At 62.8% G+C, this 17627-nt stretch carries 18 protein-coding genes; 12 read left to right on the top strand and 6 right to left on the bottom strand.

Annotated elements, in window-relative coordinates; genetic code table 11:
- The first annotated feature begins 18 nt into the window (after nucleotides 1-18).
- The 4 genes from AC1DQ3_RS00230 (at nucleotide 19) to AC1DQ3_RS00215 (ending at nucleotide 2928) form a co-directional block, all read left to right on the top strand.
- Nucleotides 19-1017 (top strand): NAD(P)-dependent oxidoreductase, encoded by a 999-nt coding sequence (locus AC1DQ3_RS00230; protein WP_477118163.1) that lies wholly within the window; start codon nucleotides 19-21, stop codon nucleotides 1015-1017.
- 56 nt (nucleotides 1018-1073) lie between these two features.
- A complete protein-coding gene (locus AC1DQ3_RS00225; protein WP_477118162.1) occupies nucleotides 1074-1529 on the top strand; it encodes a cupin domain-containing protein in 456 nt (151 codons plus the stop codon).
- Nucleotides 1529-1855 (top strand): DUF1330 domain-containing protein, encoded by a 327-nt coding sequence (locus AC1DQ3_RS00220; RefSeq protein WP_477118161.1) that lies wholly within the window; start codon nucleotides 1529-1531, stop codon nucleotides 1853-1855. Before AC1DQ3_RS00225 ends, AC1DQ3_RS00220 begins: the two co-directional genes overlap by 1 nt.
- Before the next feature lie 233 nt (nucleotides 1856-2088).
- Nucleotides 2089-2928 carry an IclR family transcriptional regulator gene (locus AC1DQ3_RS00215; RefSeq protein WP_477118160.1) on the top strand — a complete coding sequence of 280 codons (840 nt, stop codon included), beginning with the start codon at nucleotides 2089-2091 and terminating at the stop codon, nucleotides 2926-2928.
- Between the two features lie 366 nt (nucleotides 2929-3294).
- On the opposite strand, the gene AC1DQ3_RS00210 is transcribed toward AC1DQ3_RS00215, so the two are convergent.
- Together AC1DQ3_RS00210 and argH are read right to left on the bottom strand one after the other, a co-directional pair.
- Nucleotides 3295-4257 (bottom strand): Bug family tripartite tricarboxylate transporter substrate binding protein, encoded by a 963-nt coding sequence (locus tag AC1DQ3_RS00210; protein WP_477118159.1) that lies wholly within the window; start codon nucleotides 4255-4257, stop codon nucleotides 3295-3297.
- A gap of 19 nt (nucleotides 4258-4276) precedes the next feature.
- Complete coding sequence (gene argH / locus AC1DQ3_RS00205) at nucleotides 4277-5815, bottom strand: argininosuccinate lyase (protein ID WP_477118158.1); 1539 nt, start codon at nucleotides 5813-5815, stop codon at nucleotides 4277-4279.
- 164 nt (nucleotides 5816-5979) lie between these two features.
- Here argH and AC1DQ3_RS00200 point away from each other — a divergent pair, with 164 nt between their 5' ends.
- Together AC1DQ3_RS00200 and AC1DQ3_RS00195 are read left to right on the top strand one after the other, a co-directional pair.
- Nucleotides 5980-6876, top strand: coding sequence for a LysR substrate-binding domain-containing protein (locus AC1DQ3_RS00200; RefSeq protein ID WP_477118157.1), 897 nt, complete (start codon nucleotides 5980-5982; stop codon nucleotides 6874-6876).
- A 150-nt stretch (nucleotides 6877-7026) separates the two neighbouring features.
- Nucleotides 7027-7203 (top strand): hypothetical protein, encoded by a 177-nt coding sequence (locus AC1DQ3_RS00195; RefSeq protein ID WP_200876849.1) that lies wholly within the window; start codon nucleotides 7027-7029, stop codon nucleotides 7201-7203.
- Nucleotides 7204-7289: 86 nt separating this feature from the next.
- Here the strand turns inward: AC1DQ3_RS00195 and AC1DQ3_RS00190 are convergent, their stop codons facing one another.
- The 3 genes from AC1DQ3_RS00190 to AC1DQ3_RS00180 form a co-directional block, all read right to left on the bottom strand.
- Nucleotides 7290-7652, bottom strand: a complete 363-nt coding sequence (locus AC1DQ3_RS00190; RefSeq protein WP_477118156.1) for a translation initiation factor Sui1 — start codon at nucleotides 7650-7652, stop codon at nucleotides 7290-7292.
- A gap of 270 nt (nucleotides 7653-7922) precedes the next feature.
- Nucleotides 7923-8156 carry a CDP-diacylglycerol pyrophosphatase gene (locus AC1DQ3_RS00185; protein ID WP_477118155.1) on the bottom strand — a complete coding sequence of 78 codons (234 nt, stop codon included), beginning with the start codon at nucleotides 8154-8156 and terminating at the stop codon, nucleotides 7923-7925.
- A 256-nt stretch (nucleotides 8157-8412) separates the two neighbouring features.
- The gene (locus AC1DQ3_RS00180) at nucleotides 8413-9111 is read right to left on the bottom strand and encodes a YceH family protein (protein WP_477118154.1); all 699 of its coding nucleotides are present in this window, start codon (nucleotides 9109-9111) and stop codon (nucleotides 8413-8415) included.
- Between the two features lie 334 nt (nucleotides 9112-9445).
- Between AC1DQ3_RS00180 and AC1DQ3_RS00175 the strand changes: the two genes are divergently transcribed.
- Nucleotides 9446-11056 carry an alpha/beta hydrolase family protein gene (locus AC1DQ3_RS00175; RefSeq protein WP_477118153.1) on the top strand — a complete coding sequence of 537 codons (1611 nt, stop codon included), beginning with the start codon at nucleotides 9446-9448 and terminating at the stop codon, nucleotides 11054-11056.
- 50 nt (nucleotides 11057-11106) lie between these two features.
- Here the strand turns inward: AC1DQ3_RS00175 and AC1DQ3_RS00170 are convergent, their stop codons facing one another.
- Complete coding sequence (locus AC1DQ3_RS00170) at nucleotides 11107-12432, bottom strand: MFS transporter (protein WP_477118482.1); 1326 nt, start codon at nucleotides 12430-12432, stop codon at nucleotides 11107-11109.
- A gap of 140 nt (nucleotides 12433-12572) precedes the next feature.
- Between AC1DQ3_RS00170 and cyoA the strand changes: the two genes are divergently transcribed.
- Genes cyoA through AC1DQ3_RS00145 form a run of 5 tightly spaced genes read left to right on the top strand, consistent with a single transcriptional unit; the run spans nucleotide 12573 to nucleotide 17576 of the window.
- Nucleotides 12573-13649 (top strand): ubiquinol oxidase subunit II, encoded by a 1077-nt coding sequence (gene cyoA, locus AC1DQ3_RS00165; RefSeq protein ID WP_477118152.1) that lies wholly within the window; start codon nucleotides 12573-12575, stop codon nucleotides 13647-13649.
- Between the two features lie 52 nt (nucleotides 13650-13701).
- Nucleotides 13702-15705, top strand: coding sequence for a cytochrome o ubiquinol oxidase subunit I (gene cyoB, locus AC1DQ3_RS00160; protein ID WP_477118151.1), 2004 nt, complete (start codon nucleotides 13702-13704; stop codon nucleotides 15703-15705).
- Nucleotides 15698-16354, top strand: coding sequence for a cytochrome o ubiquinol oxidase subunit III (cyoC, locus tag AC1DQ3_RS00155; protein WP_477118150.1), 657 nt, complete (start codon nucleotides 15698-15700; stop codon nucleotides 16352-16354). Before cyoB ends, cyoC begins: the two co-directional genes overlap by 8 nt.
- Nucleotides 16351-16749, top strand: coding sequence for a cytochrome o ubiquinol oxidase subunit IV (gene cyoD, locus AC1DQ3_RS00150; RefSeq protein WP_477118149.1), 399 nt, complete (start codon nucleotides 16351-16353; stop codon nucleotides 16747-16749). The genes cyoC and cyoD overlap by 4 nt, the downstream gene beginning before the upstream one ends.
- Nucleotides 16746-17576, top strand: coding sequence for an SURF1 family protein (locus AC1DQ3_RS00145; protein ID WP_477118148.1), 831 nt, complete (start codon nucleotides 16746-16748; stop codon nucleotides 17574-17576). The genes cyoD and AC1DQ3_RS00145 overlap by 4 nt, the downstream gene beginning before the upstream one ends.
- The last annotated feature ends 51 nt before the right edge of the window (nucleotides 17577-17627 follow it).

Genomic DNA, 17627 nt, shown 5'->3' with positions numbered 1-17627 from the left:
GGTTGTCGTGGCGTGCCCGTGCAGGCCCGTCAAATGACAGACAACATGAGTACCGGGCTGGGATCGCTGTCATGCCCTCAGTCCGAGCAAAACATTGGAGACATACGAATGCGCGACATAGAACACGTTGGATTTCTTGGCCTTGGGAACATGGGCGCCGCAATGGCCACGCGCCTTGTTCATCCGGAGTCGAAACTGCATGTCTTCGACCCGGATCCGGAGGCCGTTTCGCAACTCGTTGAGCTGGGCGCGGTTGCCCATGCGAGCCCTCGCTCGGTTGCGGATGCCGCTTCTGTCGTCTTCGCTTGCCTGCCGAGCAGTGCAGTTTGCGAGACGGCGATCTTCGGGCCGGAGGGCGTTGCGGGTGGCAAGACCGTGCGCACCTACGTCGAGATGTCGACGATAGGACCGACTGCCGTCTCATCGATTGCGCAGAGGCTCTCCCACAACAATATCGCCACGGTCGATGCGCCCGTCAGTGGCGGCCCCTCGGCCGCGCGCACCGGCAAGCTTTCGATCATGTTGTCCGGGGACAGCAACGACATTGCACATGCCATGCCGTGGATCAGGCAGATCGCCGGGACGATTCACAAGCTGGGCGATCAAGCGGGTCAGGCGCAGGCAATGAAGCTGGTCAACAACATCATGCTGGCCGCCAACATGGCGGTTGCATCGGAAGCGCTGACGATGGGCGCCAAGGCCGGGTTGAATGCAGACGCCATGATCGAAGTGATCAAATCCAGTACAGGGCAGAGCGCAGCGGCGGACATCCTGGCCCGGTTTGCCATTCCCGGAACATTCGATTTCGGCGCGCATATTGCCATCGTCGCGAAGGACGTGGAACTTGCCATTGCCGAGGCGCGCGCCCTGGAGGTGTCCGTTCCCGTGCTTGACCAGGCCAGAGGCGTCTGGAAGTCGGCAATGGAACAAGGCCGCGGCAGCGACGATTTCACTTCGATTCTCATGAGCGTGGAAGAACGCGTCAACGTGCTGGTACGTGGCGCGCCGCGACGGTGATCTGCCCATCGGCATTCATCCACGCCAGGCAATTTCAGACCCTTACGGAGAAGACCATGGATTCATCCAACGAGAACAGCCATTCGACCACCAACCCTGATGACGTCGCCGTGCTTGCCGGAAAGCTCGCATATGCCACGCTTGAGACTGCGCCACTTGTGCCGGGACGCCGAACGTTCTTCAAGTACCGCGACCTCGGCGTCACGGACGCTACCGCTGGGCGCATGCGAGCCCAGATCACGATAGCAACGGGAGAAATGCAGCAGACTGGCTGGCACTATCATCTCTGCGAATCACAGTTCATCTTTACGCTGCGCGGCTGGGTCGATCTGGTGTTCGAAGACGGCAGCCAGATTCGGGTGAATGCAGGAGAGTCGCTCCATATTCCGGGCGGACTCAAGCATAACGAACTTGCGATCTCTGAAGACCTCGAGCTTCTCGAGGTGTCGGTTCCGGCGAAGATGGGTACGGTAGCTTGCGACGCGCCGCCGAACCTTGTCGCGCAGGGCTGATGGCACTCCCCAATCCAATGAGAAACAAAATGACTAAAGGTTATATCTTCGCCGAAGTGGACATTCATTCGCCCGGAGCGGAATGGGACGAATACAGCAGCAAGGTCCAGCCTACGCTGGACGCTTATGGTGGCGTGTTCGTGATTCGGGGCGGTACCCCAAACGTGCTGGAAGGCAAGGGCGAAGCCGGCACGATCGTGGTGCTCGAGTTTGAGAGCCCGCAGAAGGCCGAGGCGTGGTATGCATCGGAGGACTATCAGAAAATCCTGCCGCTTCGGCTGCGCAATGCCGAGGCGAGAGTGATTTGTCTGCCGGGCGCAGAGTAAGTTATTGAGAAGCCACGGCGTCACTGGATTCTTGCGTTCCAATGACGTCCCGCGCGTTGTCCTTTCAGGCTGGCCTCAGAAGTCATTCGCTCCGCCGTTGAAACAGCCCCGTGCTAAACTCGACCGCCGTTTAGGTGCCCTGCGAGTCGAGGCTTCCGCTTAAGTGGCGCATGCTCGGGAAGAACACGCAAACTGGTTTGCGGCCCGAGCCCTTTTGAGGAGGATCGACGGTTTTGACAGAAGCAAAGAAAACAGTCGCAAAACGATCCGCGGTGACGGAGGACGACGCACCTTCGGCTCCTGCAGGCAATGCTGGAGGGCGGCGCCGCATACAGTCGGCTGACAAGGCAACGGAAGTCCTCCTCGCGCTTGTCGAGGCAGGAAAGGCGACGCCCCTGCGTGACCTGGCGCGCGCCATCGGCATGCCAAATAGTCTCGCGCACCGCTATCTGGCGAGTCTGATGGCGAGTGGCCTGGCGGTTCAGAACGAAACCACCGGTCTTTATGACTTGGGACCTACCGCGGTTCGCATAGGAGCTTCGGCGCTGGCGCGTGTCGATCATCTGCGCCTTGCAGGCGAAGCCATGCCGCAACTGGTAGCCAGTACGGGACTTCCTGCACTGCTCAACGTCCTGGGGGATCGCGGCCCGACCATCGTTCGATGGGAGCGCAGTTTTGTTCCGTTTATCACCACGCTGTCGGTAGGCTCGACATTTCAGCTGACTAATTCAGCGACCGGACGCGTATTGCTGGCATTCACACCCGAGAAGGTCAGGGATGATCTGATCAAGTTGGCTGTCTCCCGTAATCTCGAACAGCCCCCGGCGAATCTGCTCGAGCGTCTTGAGCAGATCCGGAAGCGAGGATACGACGAAGCCGAATCGGTCCTGATTCCAGGCCTGTCAGCGATCAGTGCTCCGATACTCGATGTTCAAAACGAGGCGGCTGCCTGTCTGACGTTGATCGGCGCCATTCCTGATGTGCAGCGTATCAAGGCCAAGGCTATCTCGTGTCTGGTAGAGACAAGTACACGTATCTCGCAAATTTGTGGGAGCAACTTGTCGTTCGCTTGATAGTTTGACCCGTGGCAGCCTAAACTCGAATATCGCACGGACCCATACCTCGGGATCGCGCAACAGGCGATGCCGCTTCCGGCTTGCATTCAACCTTCGGCAACGGCGGTCTTCGTCCACCTCGCCGCGCCGTGGCTCGTTGGCGGACAACGTTTCGATCAAGGGGCGAGAAGCCTCGTTGCCATTGGCCTGTGCCAGTTTCCCGATTTTCGGTATTAGGTAACTGCCGGCGCATAGCCTGCGCGCTCGAAGATAGGTTGCATTGTCGGTGGCACGATCACTTCGTGGTCTGTCATGCGATATTTCCATTGGTGCGTGGAAGCGGTCATTGGCCATCTCCCGCATTCTGGCAATCGCTCCGTGCCCTCATTCCAGTTGAATGTTGGCGTGCCTGATCACCTCGGTCCAACGCTTGCTGTCCGCGGCGATCACCTTGTTAAGGTCTTCCCCGGCGCCATAGTACGGCTGTGCACCCTGGGCCGTGAGCTGCCCGACGATTGCGGGTTCCGTTGCGACGGATCTTACGGTGTCTTGCAGCTTCCTGATGATCTCCGGGCTGGTTCCGGCGGGCGCCATCAGGGCCGACCATGATTCCGTTTCCGCGTCCTTGATGCCAAGCTCCGCGAACGTCGGCACATCGGGGATCGCCGCATTCCTTTGCCGGCTGGCCACGCCGAGCAGCCGGACCTTGCCCGACTTCACATACGGTTGCAGGCCGGGCAGATTCGCAAAGAGAACCTGGATCTGGCCGCCAAGGAGATCGGCCGTTGCAGGCCCCGCACCCTTGTATGGCACGTGCGTGAACCTGACGCCGGTGCGCAGCATGAACAGCTCGCCGATCATGTGGTTGACGGACCCTTGGCCCGCAGACCCCATGTTGAGCTTTCCGGGATTCGCCTTGGCGTACCGGATCAGTTCGGCCATGTTCTTCGCTGGCGTGTTTGCCGAGACGGCCAGCACGTTCGGTACCGTAGCGAAGAGCGCGATCGGCGTAAAGTCCTTCGATGGGGAAGGCGGCAGGCTCTTCGCTAACAGCGGCTGGATGACCTGACTGCCCATCGTCGCGTACAGAAGCGTGTACCCATCGGCCCGCGCCCTGGCGACGAACGCCGCGCCGATGGCACCGCCAGCGCCGGGCTTGTTATCGACGAGGACGGGTTGCCCCAGCACCTGGGACATGCGCGTCGCCAGCAGCCGCGCGGTAAGGTTCACGGTTCCGCCCGGTGCAAAGGGCACGACGAGGTCGACCGGCTTGTCGGGATACCCTTGCGCCCCGGCGACGGAGCAGCACCCGATGGCGGCAACCAGCACTGCGGTGAACTTGAACATGGTTGTCTCCTCTCAAACGTCAGATTGCCTGCGCCGGGACGCGCGGCGCGTGGTCGGGCGTGACAAGTGCCCGGGTACGCTGCTCCAGCAATGCGGAGGCCTCGCGAATCCGGCTGTCGGTGGCCTCCAGCGCGTCGACGCGCAGGCCGAGTGCGAGCCGCTGTGCATCAAGCCGCTCGAGCACGCCTTGCGGAGCGGGCGCGCCGTATGACTGGCGGCCATTCACATTGCAGATCGGGTCCAGGCATTTTGCAACGTCTTCGGCCAAAAGGGCTGCCGGTCGTCCGACTTGCTGTTCTGCCGCTGCATCGATCATTGCCACCGTGATGGCGGTGGCTGGCAGGCCATCGTCGAGCGCACGCCGCACCACGGCGCCGATGATGTGATGGGCATCGCGGAACGAAAGGTCGGCTTTCCGGACAAGCAGGTCGGCCAGATCGGTCACTGTGGAGAAATCGCCCGCCGCATGAGCGGCCATGCGCTCGCGATCGGGCTGCACGTCCTGCACAAGCAGCTTCATCAATGCGAGACATTTCAGCGCTTCTTCGCAGCTCTCCCAGCAGGTTCGCGTGCTTTCGCGGCTGCTGTCGCCGGAATGCGTGAAGTGTGTGGACTTCACCGTTGTCAGCGCAGCCGACGTGAGCCCGATCAGGTGTGCGGTCTTGCCGCGCAGGTATTCGAGCACGACCGGATTCTTCTTTTGCGGCATGATGCTCGACGTCCCAGCGATGCTGTCCGGAAATACCAGGAAGCCGAATTCGGGCGTCGACCAGATATAGAAATCCTGCACCATCCGGCTGCACGTGATCATCATGATCGAGAGCGTTGCGCTCAACTCCAATGCAAAGTCTCGTGACGCTACGCTGTCCAGTGCGTTGCCGAGCGGCCGGCTGAAGCCGAGCAGGGTGCTGGTCAGGGTGCGGTCGATCGGGAACGACGTTCCGGCGAGTGCACACGCCCCCATTGGGCAGCCGTCGAGGGTTTCCAGTACATGCAACAACCGGTCGATATCCCGGGACCACGCCTCGACCAGCGCCGAGAGGTAATAGCCATACGTCATCGGCTGGGCGGCCTGCATGTGGGTATAGCCAGGCATGACATGGCTGGTGTACCGGGCCGCCTGGTTCAGCGCGGCGTCGCATAACTCCACCAGCGCCGCACAGATCCGGATCACAAAGCCGCGAGCGCGAATCCGGTCGTTGGTCGCGCCAATATCGTTGCGGCTGCGTGCCGTGTGCAGGCGGCCACCGAGATTCTGGCCGACAAGCCGGATCAGGTGGGCTTCGTAATTGAAATAGGCATCTTCTCTTGCCGCATCGAGTTCAACTACCTCGGGGCCCTCGTGCCGCATTTTCAATAACGCATCGGCAAGGACCGCCGTGGTGGTCTTGTCGAGAATATCCTGCTGATCCAGCATGACCAGGTGGGCGAGATTGATCTGGGTAAGTACCTCGAAATTCTTTGCGAAAAATTCCCGCGTGGTGCGGGACTGGAAAATGTATTCGATAACCTCCTTCGCAGGAGGTTGCTTGAGTCGGCGGCTGACTTTGGATTCCATTGGTCACACTCTGTTGAAAACAAACCTGAATCGAGTTTGGTGTCCAGCCGTCCATACGTCAAATCAGCTAATCGCATCTTTCTATACAATTTTGATATAGGATGACAAGCCTCCGGCGCGCGTGCATGGCGTGTCACAATCCACCCCCTCCCGGAGCCCGAACCATGAACTTCAAGCAGATAGAAGCGTTTCGTGCGGTGATGATGTCGCGGTCCATGACCACGGCGGCAGGGCTGCTGCATACGTCGCAACCCAATATCAGTCGCTGGATCGCGTTGCTGGAGCGCAAGGTGGGCTTTGAGCTATTCCAGCGCGTCGGGACCAAGCTCATTCCCACTGCCGAAGCGGAAGCGTTTTACGCGGACGTCGAACGTGCCTTTATCGGCTTGGAGTCACTCGACGAAAGCGCGAATTCCATCCGGCACAGAGGTACCGGATTACTCCGCGTCGGTGCAGTGGGCTCCATTGCAGAAAGCGTATTGCCGGACGCCATCGCGATTTTCCGGCAGGATTTTCCCGATATTCCGGTTCTCCTGAACATGGGCCGCTCGGACGTAGTGGCAAAATGGACGGCGACCGGGTTCTGCGATATTGGATTCTGTTCGGTGCCTACCGAGTTGCCCAGTCTGCAGTATGAAGAGATCCATGCCGCGCACGGGATATGCATTGTTCCCCGTTCCCATCGGCTTGCGACAAGATCCGTTCTGGAACCAGCCGATTTCGAAGGCGAGCATTTCATATCGCTGCCGACAGAAAGCGCGAACCGGCGCGAGATCGACCGGCACTTCCCGACAGGATCGAGGGTACTTGCGATCGAAACGCCCTATGCCACGACCATCTGCAAAATGGTCGGCAAAGGACTGGGTGTGTCGATCGTGAGTCCGATCGTGAGCCGTGCGGAGGGTCTCGCTGACGTGTGCGAGATTCCGTTTTCGGGCGAGGTGATGTTCCGCAGCTTCGCCGTTACGTCGAATCACTTCCCGCTCAATTTCCTGGCAAGCCGGATCGCGGAACGCGTACGCAATACTTTTGATGCGTTCAGTTCACGAGCCAGTGGGTAGATGAGCGTGCCGGACGGCCTGGCCTTCGTGAAGGACTGCTTTGCCGCCTTCGACCCGGAGCAGATCACGTTTGCAAGATGAGGCGGGAGCACCAGCGGCGGGCTCGCACCTCCGTCGTGCTACGATCCGCGCCTATTACGGAGAATGAAGATGTTTTTTACTTGCCAGAACCAGTCGTGCCAGACGCGTTGGGACCCCAAGGACGTGACGGTCAAGGACGAAGGCCAGGGCCCGCTGTTCCGCTGCCCGGTGTGCAATTCCCGCAACCCGGTCGTGCCCCAGCGCAAGGCCGACGGCAGCATCGTTTACAAGCAGCGCACCAGGTAAGCGTCCTCTTCGGCACCTCCGGCCTCTTCGGCCTCCTGGCCACTCCGGGCCCGTGCGCAAGCCGGCCAGCGGCGCACGCTCCCCGCTCAGCCGCCGCTCCGTTTCACGGTCATGCCGCGCTGGCGGAGTTTTTCCATCACCGTGTCGCAGTGGTCACCCTGGATCTCGATCACGCCGTCCTTGACGGTGCCGCCCGAGCCGCAGGCGGTCTTCAGTTCCCTGCCCAGTTGCGCCAGCGCCAGTGCATCCAGCGCCACACCACGCACCAGCGTGACCCCTTTGCCCTTGCGCCCCTTGGTTTCCCGCGAAACCCGTGCGATGCCGTCGCCCTGCGCGACCGGGCGGGCCTTGCCGCAAGTGCATGCCGCCAGCGCATTGCCGCAGCCGGGGCATATCCTGCCGTGTTCGGTGGAGTAGACCAGCGAGCTGGCGGGTTTGTGCTGTGACATGAGTAGCTTCCGCGTTCCGGGTTGCGGGCTGGCGCAGCCCGGGGCCGGCAGCGTACGGCAAGCGCGACCGCCCTGCAAGGGGGCGAAGCCGCCGGATCTGCCGGCATTTCCGATGTGCTGGCTCATGCACCGGCAGGCAACGCGCATGCCGTCCCCGGTTCACTTATTCACCGGGAAGCACTCGGGCAGGCACACGGCCCACAGGATCGGGATGGCTGAAGTCCGGGCGGTGGCGGATGGCAACCGCCCGTGGCTTCGCGTCCGGGCCGGCTAGCGGCCGGCAGGACTGCCGTAAAACGCGCCGGTACGGGGGTTGGACACGATATAGGTATGGCGCCTGGCCCAGGTCTGGGCAGCCATGAAGACTTCCGGTTCGCGCTGGCTCCAGTCACTCGCCATCAGTGGCGCGGCTTCCTGCTCCGTGGTCGCGTACACAAGCGCTTTGTGCAGGGCGGCCCGGCCTTTGCCTCCCGGAATCGTAATGGTGCGAATCGTCACGCGCATCGTCAGCGGCCTCAACGTGTTTGGAATGCAAATTATCGCTGCGTTCAAACGACACTATTGTGACAAGTAGTGTCCGGGCGGCAGCGTCAATGTGGTGCTACGCGAAGCCGCGGCAATGGGGTTTGCGGCGTCGCAGTTGACCTGGAGCAACTATTCACGATCATACGCCGCAAGTCCTTGCCGAGCCAATGGCCTCTGTTGCGGCGTTTCTACAGGTACCGGGACAGGTACCGGGAGGCTATCGCAGCCGGTGCTTTTACAGTCCGGGCTTGTCCAGCGGTATCCCCAATTCGCCAGCCATGCGCTCGACCAATGCCTCGAGCCGCGCCACCTTCCCGGCCAGTTCCTTCTGCTCGACCTTGAGTGCCTCGAACTCCGAAGGCGGGATCGACTCGTCGGCGGTGCCGCGATCGGGCATCTCTTCCAGGCTGACTGCGCCGCACAGCAGATGCATCCAGCGATGCTCGCGTCCCCCGGGCGCCCGCGGCAGCTTCACCGCAAACGGTGGCTCGGCAGAGGCGAGCTCTTCCAGGAACACATCGACCGACGAGATATCGGCAAAGGCGTGCAGGCGCGCGGAGTTCAGCCGCAACTCCGCCGCCGTCTGCGGGCCTCGCAGGAGCAGCGTGGTGAGCAGCGCGACCGACTGGCTTGGAATAGCCAGCACGCGCTTCATGTTCTGCTCGAAGCGCGGCACGCGGCTGCTGCTGCCTTCCATCACCAGGCTCAGGCGTTTCAAGCCATCGATGGCGGTAAGGATCTCGGCTTCGGTGGCATTCATCACCGGGGCGCGCGCGGTTTTCTGGTTGCAGCCCGAAGCCAGTGCATTGAGCGACAGCGGGTAGGTGTCCGGCACCGTCTGCTGCTTTTCGACCAGCACGGCCAGCACGCGACCCTCAAGCTGGGTCAGGGAACGAATGGCTGGGCGCGCGGGGGTGTCGGATTCGGAGGTCATGTGTGGCATCGCTAGGTGAAGCTACTTGCCCGGGCCCGATCGTGAATCGGCCAGGAGCGCTTTGTTTGGTGGCCATATGATATCCGGCCCGAGGCGAGCGCCTGGATCCGTGGAAACGGAGAGGCTGCCGGCTGTGCCCCTATCCTGCGCATATTCCACAATGCAAGATCGTCGGCTATGCCGCTGGCATCGCATTGACCTGTTTACCTACACTCCGCTAACCAACTATCCAAGTCACTTAGAGTCACTTAGAGCCACTTAGAACCACCAAGAGCCACCAAAAGTCACCAAGTCAGAAGACGGGCTCAGACCAACGACACTGGGGGGATCCAAGATGCGTTTGAGGATGCAGAGGGCGGGCTTTGCGGCCCTGGCGTGTTTCGGGTTGAGCGCGGCGGGCGTATTCGCGCAATCGGCGGCTTTTTGCGGCGGGGGCGGTTGCAGCGGCGGCAATAGTAGCGGCTACAGTAGCCGCGGCCAACTACTGGATCAAAAGACCACGCTACGCCTGAGCGCAGCCGCGCTCACCGGGCTCCTGAACACAAGCGACTCAGGCCGCCAGCTACTGCAAATCGCCGGCGCCCCGATCTGCGACCTCGAGATTGTCTACTTCCGCTACCGCACCATCGGCGGCGCCCGTGAAGCCACCAACGCCAGCGGCGCCCTGATGATCCCCGGCGGCCGCGCATGCAGCGGACCCCGCCCGACCTTGATGTACGCGCACGGCACCACCACCTATCGCAAATACAATCTCGCCGACCTCACCCAAAAAGACCAGGGCAACGGCGACGGTGCGTCGGAAGGCATCAGCGTTGCCGCCATGTACGCCGCCCAGGGCTACATCGTGGTGGCGAGCAATTACGCGGGATATGCAGGTTCCGATCTTCCCTATCACCCCTACCTGAATGCGGACCAGCAGTCAGCGGACATGATCGACTCGCTGCGGGCCGCGCGGCTTGCGCTGAACCATGCGGATACGGGAAGGCCGGTCCGGGAAAACGGCAAGCTCTTCATTACCGGTTATTCGCAAGGCGGCTACGTAGCCATGGCCACACACCGTGCGCTGCAGGCGGCGGGCATCAACGTGACGGCAGCCTCGACGGGTTCGGGGCCTTACGCGCTGGCTGCCATGGGTGACGCGCTGATGGCGGGCGAGGTGGATCTTGGCGCTACCGTGTTCACGACCCTGGTGGCGACGAGCTACCAGAATGCCTACGGGAACCTCTACCACAGGCCGGGCGACCTGTATGAGCCAGCCTACGCGCGTGGCATCGAGGATCTCCTGCCAAGCGTGACGCCAATCGATACCCTGATCGAAAACGGAGCGCTGCCCGCCACGGCGCTCTTCAGCCTTAACCCTCCCGCACCGCAGTTCGCTTCGCTGACCCCGCCGACTTCGCCGCCGCTGGCGCCGCCCGAACTGACGCCGCTGTTTGCCCTTGGATTCGGCAAGGCCAACCTGGTGCGCAATACCTACCGCCTGGGCCTGCTCGAAGATCAACTGGTGCATCCGGATGGCGCGTTCCCGACCACCACGGTGGCAATGGCGCCCGCCGCCAACCCGGCAGCTCCGCTGCGCCAGGCATTCAAGCGAAACGATCTGCGCAACTGGGCGCCGCGTGTCCCGGTCCAGCTTTGCGGTGGGCGATTCGACCCGACGGTGTTCTTCTTCAACGCGACCGTTCAGCAGGCGTATTGGCTGAGCGCCAAGGTGCCGGAGAAGCTGATCACCGTGCTGGATGTCGACGCACCGATAGCTGGGCCTGGCGATCCCTATGCCGCGATCAAGCAGGGCTTCGCGCTCGCGAAGGCAACGTTCGCCGCGCAGGCGGTTGCGGGAGGCGCCACGAATGGTGGCGCGTCAGCGGTGCTGCAGGCTTACCATGGCGAACTGGTGGCGCCGTTCTGCATGGTTGCCGCGCGGGGGTTCTTCCAGAATTTCTAAGGTGGGCCGGGGCGGGGCAGCTGCCGCCCGCCGTCGCCCAGGCCAGCCGGCTAGTCGCGAGCTTCCATCTTCCGATTGATCCAAAGCGCCAGCAACGTACACGCGGCCCCGGAAAGCAGATACCCGCTGACAGCAACCAGCCCGAACTCCACCGACAACCCAAGCGCAACCAGCGGCGCGAACGCGGCCCCGAACAGCCACGCGAGATCGGAAGTCAATGCCGCACCGGTATAACGGAACCTGGCGTCGAAGTTGGCTGTGACGGCGCCCGCGGCCTGGCCGTACGACAGGCCGAGCAAGCCGAAGCCGATCAGGATGAACAGGTCTTGCCTGGCCGGGCCGCCATCCATCAGGTAGGTTGCGAACAGGCTGAAGATGGCGATCAGGATCGCCATCAGGGCCAGCGTCGTGCGTCTGCCGATGCGATCCGCGATCAGGCCGGAGGCGATGGTGGCCGCCATGGCGATCCCGGCGCCCGCGATCTGGACAGTGAGCACGGCGCTGATGTCCTGCGTCTCGTGCAACTGGACCCACGACAGCGGAAACACGGTGACCAGATGGAACAGCGCATAGCTCGCCAGCGCTGCAAACGCACCGATGAAGAGGTTATAGCCCTGCGCGCGAACCATCTTGACCGGGTTGATCGGTTCCAGTTCACCCTCGTCCAGCAACTGGGTGTACTCGCGCGTCACCACCAGCCTCAGGCGCGCGAACAGGGCAACCACGTTGATGGCAAACGCTACATAGAACGGATAGCGCCAGCCCCAATCCAGGAACTCGTCGAATTCCAGCGTAACGCGCAGGAAGAGAAACAACGAGGCGGCGATCAGAAAGCCGATCGGCGCGCCGAGTTGTCCCAGCATCGAATACCAGCCGCGGCGGTGCGGCGGAGCATTCAGCGCCAGCAGCGAGGGCAACCCGTCCCACGACCCGCCCAGGGCAATGCCCTGCAGGATGCGAAGGAGGGCCAGCAGCACGATGGACGCGCGCCCGAGCGTGTCGAAGCCAGGCAGGAACGCCATGCCCGCGGTGGCCGTGCCCAGCACGAACAACGCCGCAGTCAGCTTGATGCTGCGCCCCCAGCGGTGCTGGATTGCCATGAACAGCGCTGTCCCGAACGGGCGGGCGATAAACGCGAAGGAGAAGATCGTGAAGGAGAGCAGCAGACCGTCCAGCTGCCTGACGAAGGGAAAGAAGACCGTGGGGAAGACCAGCACCGAGGCGATGCCGTACACGAAGAAGTCGAAATACTCGGAGGCCCGGCCGATGACCACGCCGGCTGCAATCTCGCCCGGAGCGACCGCGCGGTGCATGGCTTCCCGCTCTGCCGGGGACGAGGATGGTGATGGTTCGTGCGGCTGCGTAACGCTTGACATCATCAGGCCCTCTCGCGGTTCGGGGTGGCGTTTTGTGTCACTCCTTTAAGAATGGCACTTCTTTGACTACAGTGCCATAGGAAATGTTGAGTTTCCGCAGCCAGCCCATCGGCGTAGTTTCAACGATCACTTCCTCGGCTATGCAATTTCGCATTCGGACAGTGCTATCCCGCTACGCCATGCGCGGCTTCTTGTTGCTTCCCGCCATCCTTCTGTTGGCCGGCTGCAACGCTGTGCTGCTAGCCCCGGCCGGTGACCTGGCAGTCAGGCAGCGTGATTTAATCATCATTTCAACCGGCTTGATGCTGCTGATCATCCTGCCTGTGATCGCGTTGACTTTGCTGTTTGCCTGGCGCTACCGCGCAAGCAACCGGGAGGCGGTCTACGAGCCGGACTGGGACCATTCCACCTTGCTGGAACTGGTGATATGGGCCGCACCGCTGCTCATCATCATTGCCCTGGGCGCGCTGACCTGGGTCAGCACCCACAAGCTGGACCCCTACCAGTCGCTGAGCCGCATCGACGCGCAGCGCGATGTGCCCATGGGCATGCAGCCCATGACGATCGAGGTGGTGGCGCTGGACTGGAAGTGGCTTTTCTTCTATCCCGAGCAGGGCATCGCCACGGTCAACGAACTGGCGGCGCCCGTGGACCAGCCGATCCGGTTCAAGATCACGGCCTCCACGGTGATGAACTCCTTCTTCATTCCCGCGCTGGCGGGCCAGGTCTATGCCATGCCCGGCATGGAGACCAAGCTCCATGCCGTGATCAACCAGCCTGGGGTCTACCAGGGCTTTTCCGCCAACTACAGCGGCGAGGGCTTCTCCGGCATGTATTTCAAGTTCCATGGCATGAGCACCGACGAGTTCGCGGGCTGGGTCCGGCAAGCCAAGGCGGGAGGCGGCGTATTGACGCGCGACGCCTACCTGCAACTGGAGAAGCCCAGCGAGCTTGAGCCGGTACGCCGTTACGCCAGCGTGGCATCGGGCTTGTACGATGCGATCCTGAACCGGTGCGTGGAAGCCAACCGCCCTTGCATCAAGGACATGATGGCCATGAGCGCGAGCCGCGGCCAGGGCAAGCCGGCGGCCTTGGCGCTGGCCTCGCTCGAGGGCAGGGCTGCCGGCGCCCGCCTCGGTGCGATCTGCACCGCGGGCGACCCCGCCGGCATTGGCAACGATCGCGGCGCCGCGTCCGCGAGGGTGTCGCCGCGATGACCCGCCGCTCCCCGATTCCCGCAACCACGCCCCCGCGGCCCTGGTGACCACAATGCCCGAGCACCTCGATCTTGCCAAGCTGATATTCGGCCGCCTGACCTGGGAACAGATTCCCCTGAACGAGCCCATCCTGCTGGTGACCTTCCTGGTCGTCGCGACCGGCGCCGTGGCGCTGCTTGGCACGCTGACGTACTTCCGGGTGTGGGGCTATCTGTGGCATGAATGGTTCACCAGCATCGACCACAAGAAAATCGGCGTCATGTACATCGTGCTCGGCATCGTCATGCTGCTACGGGGCTTCTCCGACGCGATCATGATGCGCCTGCAGCAGTCGATGTCCTTTGGCGATTCACTGGGCTACCTGCCGCCGCACCACTATGACCAGATCTTCACCGCGCACGGCATGATCATGATCTTCTTCGTGGCCATGCCGCTGGTCACCGGGCTCATGAACTTCGTGGTGCCATTGCAGATCGGCGCGCGCGACGTTGCCTTTCCCTTCCTCAACAACTTCAGTTTCTGGATGACGGTCGGCGGCGCCGTGCTGGTGATGACGTCGTTGTTCGTGGGCGAATTCGCGCGCACCGGCTGGCTGGCCTATCCGCCGCTGTCCGGCATCCTGCAGAGCCCGGACGTGGGCGTGGATTACTACATATGGTCGCTGCAGGTCGCGGGGCTGGGCACCTTGCTATCGGGCATCAACCTGCTTGTGACCATCGTCAAGATGCGCGCGCCGGGCATGACCATGATGAAGATGCCGATCTTCACGTGGACGGCACTGTGCACCAACGTGCTGATCATCGCCGCCTTCCCGGTGCTGACCGCTGTGCTGGCGCTGCTGGCGCTGGACCGCTACGCGGGCTTCAACTTCTTCACCAACGATCTCGGCGGCAACCCCATGATGTACGTCAACCTGATCTGGGTCTGGGGCCACCCGGAGGTGTACATCCTGATCCTGCCCGCCTTCGGCATCTTCTCGGAAGTGGTGTCGACCTTCTGCGGCAAGCGCCTGTTCGGCTATGCGTCGATGGTGTACGCCACGGTGGTGATCACGCTGCTCTCCTACCTCGTCTGGCTGCATCACTTCTTCACCATGGGCTCGGGGGCCAGCGTCAATTCCTTCTTCGGCATCACCACCATGATCATCTCGATCCCGACCGGGGCGAAGATGTTCAACTGGCTGTTCACCATGTACCACGGGCGCATCCGTTTCGAGGTGCCGATGCTCTGGACCATGGGCTTCATGGTGACCTTCGTCATCGGCGGCATGACCGGCGTGCTGCTGGCCGTGCCGCCGGCCGATTTCTTGCTGCATAACAGCCTCTTCCTGATCGCGCACTTCCATAACGTGATCATCGGCGGCGTGCTGTTCGGGATGATGGCCGGCATTACCTATTGGTTCCCCAAGGCCTTCGGCTACCGGCTCGATCCCTTCTGGGGCAAGTGCTCGTTCTGGTTCTGGCTGGTCGGCTTCTACTTCGCCTTCATGCCGCTCTACGTGCTCGGCTTGATGGGCGTCACGCGTCGCGTGAGCCATTTCGCGGATACCTCCCTGCAGATCTGGTTCCTGCTCGCGGCCTTCGGCGCCTTGCTGATTGCGCTCGGCATCGGCAGCTTCCTGATCCAGCTTGTGGTCAGCTACCGCCGGCGCGAGGCCCTGCGCGACACCACCGGCGACCCGTGGGACGGCCGCACGCTGGAGTGGTCGACGTCCTCGCCGCCGCCGGTCTACAACTTCGCCTTCACGCCGCTGATCCACGACAACGATGCCTGGTGGCAGATGAAGCAGAACCACTATCAGCGCCCGCAAGGCGACTTCATCCCGATCCACATGCCGAAGAACACCAGTGCCGGCATCATTCTCGCGGGGCTCAGCACGCTGATGGGCTTCGCGCTGATCTGGCATATGTGGCTGATCGCCGCCGTGTCTTTCGCCGCCCTCCTGGTGGTGGCGATCGGTCACACGTTCAACTACAAGCGCGACTACTACATCCCGGCCGACGACGTCGTGCGCACCGAGGCAGAGCGCACGCGCCTGCTTGCCGCCCATGGTTGATACCACTGCTCCCTATGGCGCCGGCGAAGTGAGCCTGCCGGACAGCTCGCGCACCCACGAGCTGCGCTTCCATGTGCCCGCCGAGGTGCATGCGCCGAACGGCACCTTGCTAGGCTTCTGGCTGTACCTGATGAGCGACTGCCTCATCTTTGCCAGCCTGTTCGCCGCGTATGGCGTGCTGGGCCGCCGCTACGGCGGAGGTCCCACCGGCGCCGAACTGTTCGAGCTGCCACTGGTGGCCGTCAACACCACCATGCTGCTGCTGTCGTCCATCACCTATGGCTTTGCCGTGCTGGAGATGCAGAAGGACAAGGTGCGCACGACGCTGATCTGGCTCGGCATCACCGGCCTGCTGGGCGCCACCTTCATCGGCATCGAACTCCACGAGTTCGCGCACCTGGTCCATGAGGGCGCGGGGCCGCAGCGCAGTGCCTTCCTGTCCTCGTTCTTCACGCTGGTGGGCACGCACGGCACACACGTGACCGTGGGCATCGTCTGGCTGGTCACGCTGATGGCGCAGGTCGGGCGGCATGGGCTGATTCCAGAGAACAAGCGCCGCCTGATGTGCCTGTCGATGTTCTGGCACTTCCTGGACGTGGTCTGGATCGGCGTATTCACCTTCGTCTACCTGATGGGAGTGCTGCCATGAGCGCGCATGACAATGCCCTGGCCGGCGCCGGCGATGCCCACGGGCATGACCACCATAGCCACGATGACCATCCCCCCAGCACCTTCAAGGGCTACATGACGGGCTTCGTGCTCGCGGTGGTCCTGACGGCCATCCCGTTCTGGCTGGTGATGGCCAAGGTGTTCGATAAATCCAGCACCACGCTGCTGCTGGTGCTCGGCTGCGCCGCGGTGCAGATCGTCGTGCACATGATATATTTCCTGCATATGAACCCCAGGTCGGAGAGCGGTTGGACCATGCTGGCGCTGATTTTCACCATCGTGCTGGTGGTCATCGCGCTGACCGGCTCGCTCTGGGTGATGTTCCACCTCGACCAGAACATGATGCCGATGCACGATATGAAGAATCTGCCTTGACCCTCCCGCAACAAGACCCAGCGCGCCCTACCCCTCCCACTCCCAGACGAAGCGCCCTTGCCCTCGTGATACTGGCCCTGCTTGCCGCCATCGCGGTTGCCGGGCTGTTGGCGCTCGGCACCTGGCAAGTCCATCGGCTCGCGTGGAAGCTCGACCTGATCGCACGCGTGAACCAGCGCGTGCATGCACCCGCCACGGCGGCCCCAGGCCCCGACCAGTGGTCGCGCCTGAACAAGGCGGACGACGAATACCGGCGCGTGCGTGTGACCGGCACCTTCCTGCACGATCGCGAAACACTGGTCCAGGCCGTGACGGAACTGGGCGGCGGCTTCTGGGTGCTGACGCCGCTGCGCACAGCCGACGGCAGCGTGGTGCTGGTCAACCGCGGCTTTGTGCCGCCGGAGCAGCGCGCTCGCGCCACCCGCAGCGCGAGCGCTCCGGCCGGCGAGACCACGGTCACCGGCTTGCTGCGCTTCAGCGAGGCCGGCAACGGCTTCCTGCGCAACAACGATCCGGCGGCCGGCCGCTGGTACGCGCGCGATGTGCCGGCCATTGCGGCCGCACGGGGGCTCTCGGACGTGGCGCCGTATTTCATCGACGCGGAGGCGGGCGCGCCGGTCGGGGAGGGCGGCAAGCATGTCTGGCCGGAAGGCGGCCTGACGGTGGTCACCTTCAGCAACAACCACCTGGGCTATGCCATCACCTGGTATGCGCTGGCGCTGATGGTGACCGGCGCCGCGTGCTACGTTGGCCGCGAGGAGTACCGGCGGCTGCGCGGTGGCGGAGGGCAGGGCAAGGGCGAAGACGGCCAGACGATGCGGCAATAGCACGCCGCCGTCCGGCGCGTGCGGCGCCTGGCCGGCCGAGGCTTCGAATAC

Source organism: Cupriavidus sp. 01T418 (genome assembly GCF_056398885.1).
This window is presented reverse-complemented; position numbering and strand designations above follow the sequence as displayed.

Coding starts and splice junctions, on each gene's coding strand:
- AC1DQ3_RS00225 (WP_477118162.1), top strand. CDS start 1,074: ATGGATTCATCCAACGAGAACAGCCATTCGACCACCAACCCTGATGAC.
- AC1DQ3_RS00220 (WP_477118161.1), top strand. CDS start 1,529: ATGGCACTCCCCAATCCAATGAGAAACAAAATGACTAAAGGTTATATC.
- AC1DQ3_RS00210 (WP_477118159.1), bottom strand. CDS start 4,257: ATGTTCAAGTTCACCGCAGTGCTGGTTGCCGCCATCGGGTGCTGCTCC.
- argH (WP_477118158.1), bottom strand. CDS start 5,815: ATGGAATCCAAAGTCAGCCGCCGACTCAAGCAACCTCCTGCGAAGGAG.
- AC1DQ3_RS00200 (WP_477118157.1), top strand. CDS start 5,980: ATGAACTTCAAGCAGATAGAAGCGTTTCGTGCGGTGATGATGTCGCGG.
- AC1DQ3_RS00195 (WP_200876849.1), top strand. CDS start 7,027: ATGTTTTTTACTTGCCAGAACCAGTCGTGCCAGACGCGTTGGGACCCC.
- AC1DQ3_RS00190 (WP_477118156.1), bottom strand. CDS start 7,652: ATGTCACAGCACAAACCCGCCAGCTCGCTGGTCTACTCCACCGAACAC.
- AC1DQ3_RS00185 (WP_477118155.1), bottom strand. CDS start 8,156: ATGCGCGTGACGATTCGCACCATTACGATTCCGGGAGGCAAAGGCCGG.
- AC1DQ3_RS00180 (WP_477118154.1), bottom strand. CDS start 9,111: ATGACCTCCGAATCCGACACCCCCGCGCGCCCAGCCATTCGTTCCCTG.
- AC1DQ3_RS00175 (WP_477118153.1), top strand. CDS start 9,446: ATGCGTTTGAGGATGCAGAGGGCGGGCTTTGCGGCCCTGGCGTGTTTC.
- AC1DQ3_RS00170 (WP_477118482.1), bottom strand. CDS start 12,432: ATGTCAAGCGTTACGCAGCCGCACGAACCATCACCATCCTCGTCCCCG.
- cyoA (WP_477118152.1), top strand. CDS start 12,573: ATGCAATTTCGCATTCGGACAGTGCTATCCCGCTACGCCATGCGCGGC.
- cyoB (WP_477118151.1), top strand. CDS start 13,702: ATGCCCGAGCACCTCGATCTTGCCAAGCTGATATTCGGCCGCCTGACC.
- cyoC (WP_477118150.1), top strand. CDS start 15,698: ATGGTTGATACCACTGCTCCCTATGGCGCCGGCGAAGTGAGCCTGCCG.
- cyoD (WP_477118149.1), top strand. CDS start 16,351: ATGAGCGCGCATGACAATGCCCTGGCCGGCGCCGGCGATGCCCACGGG.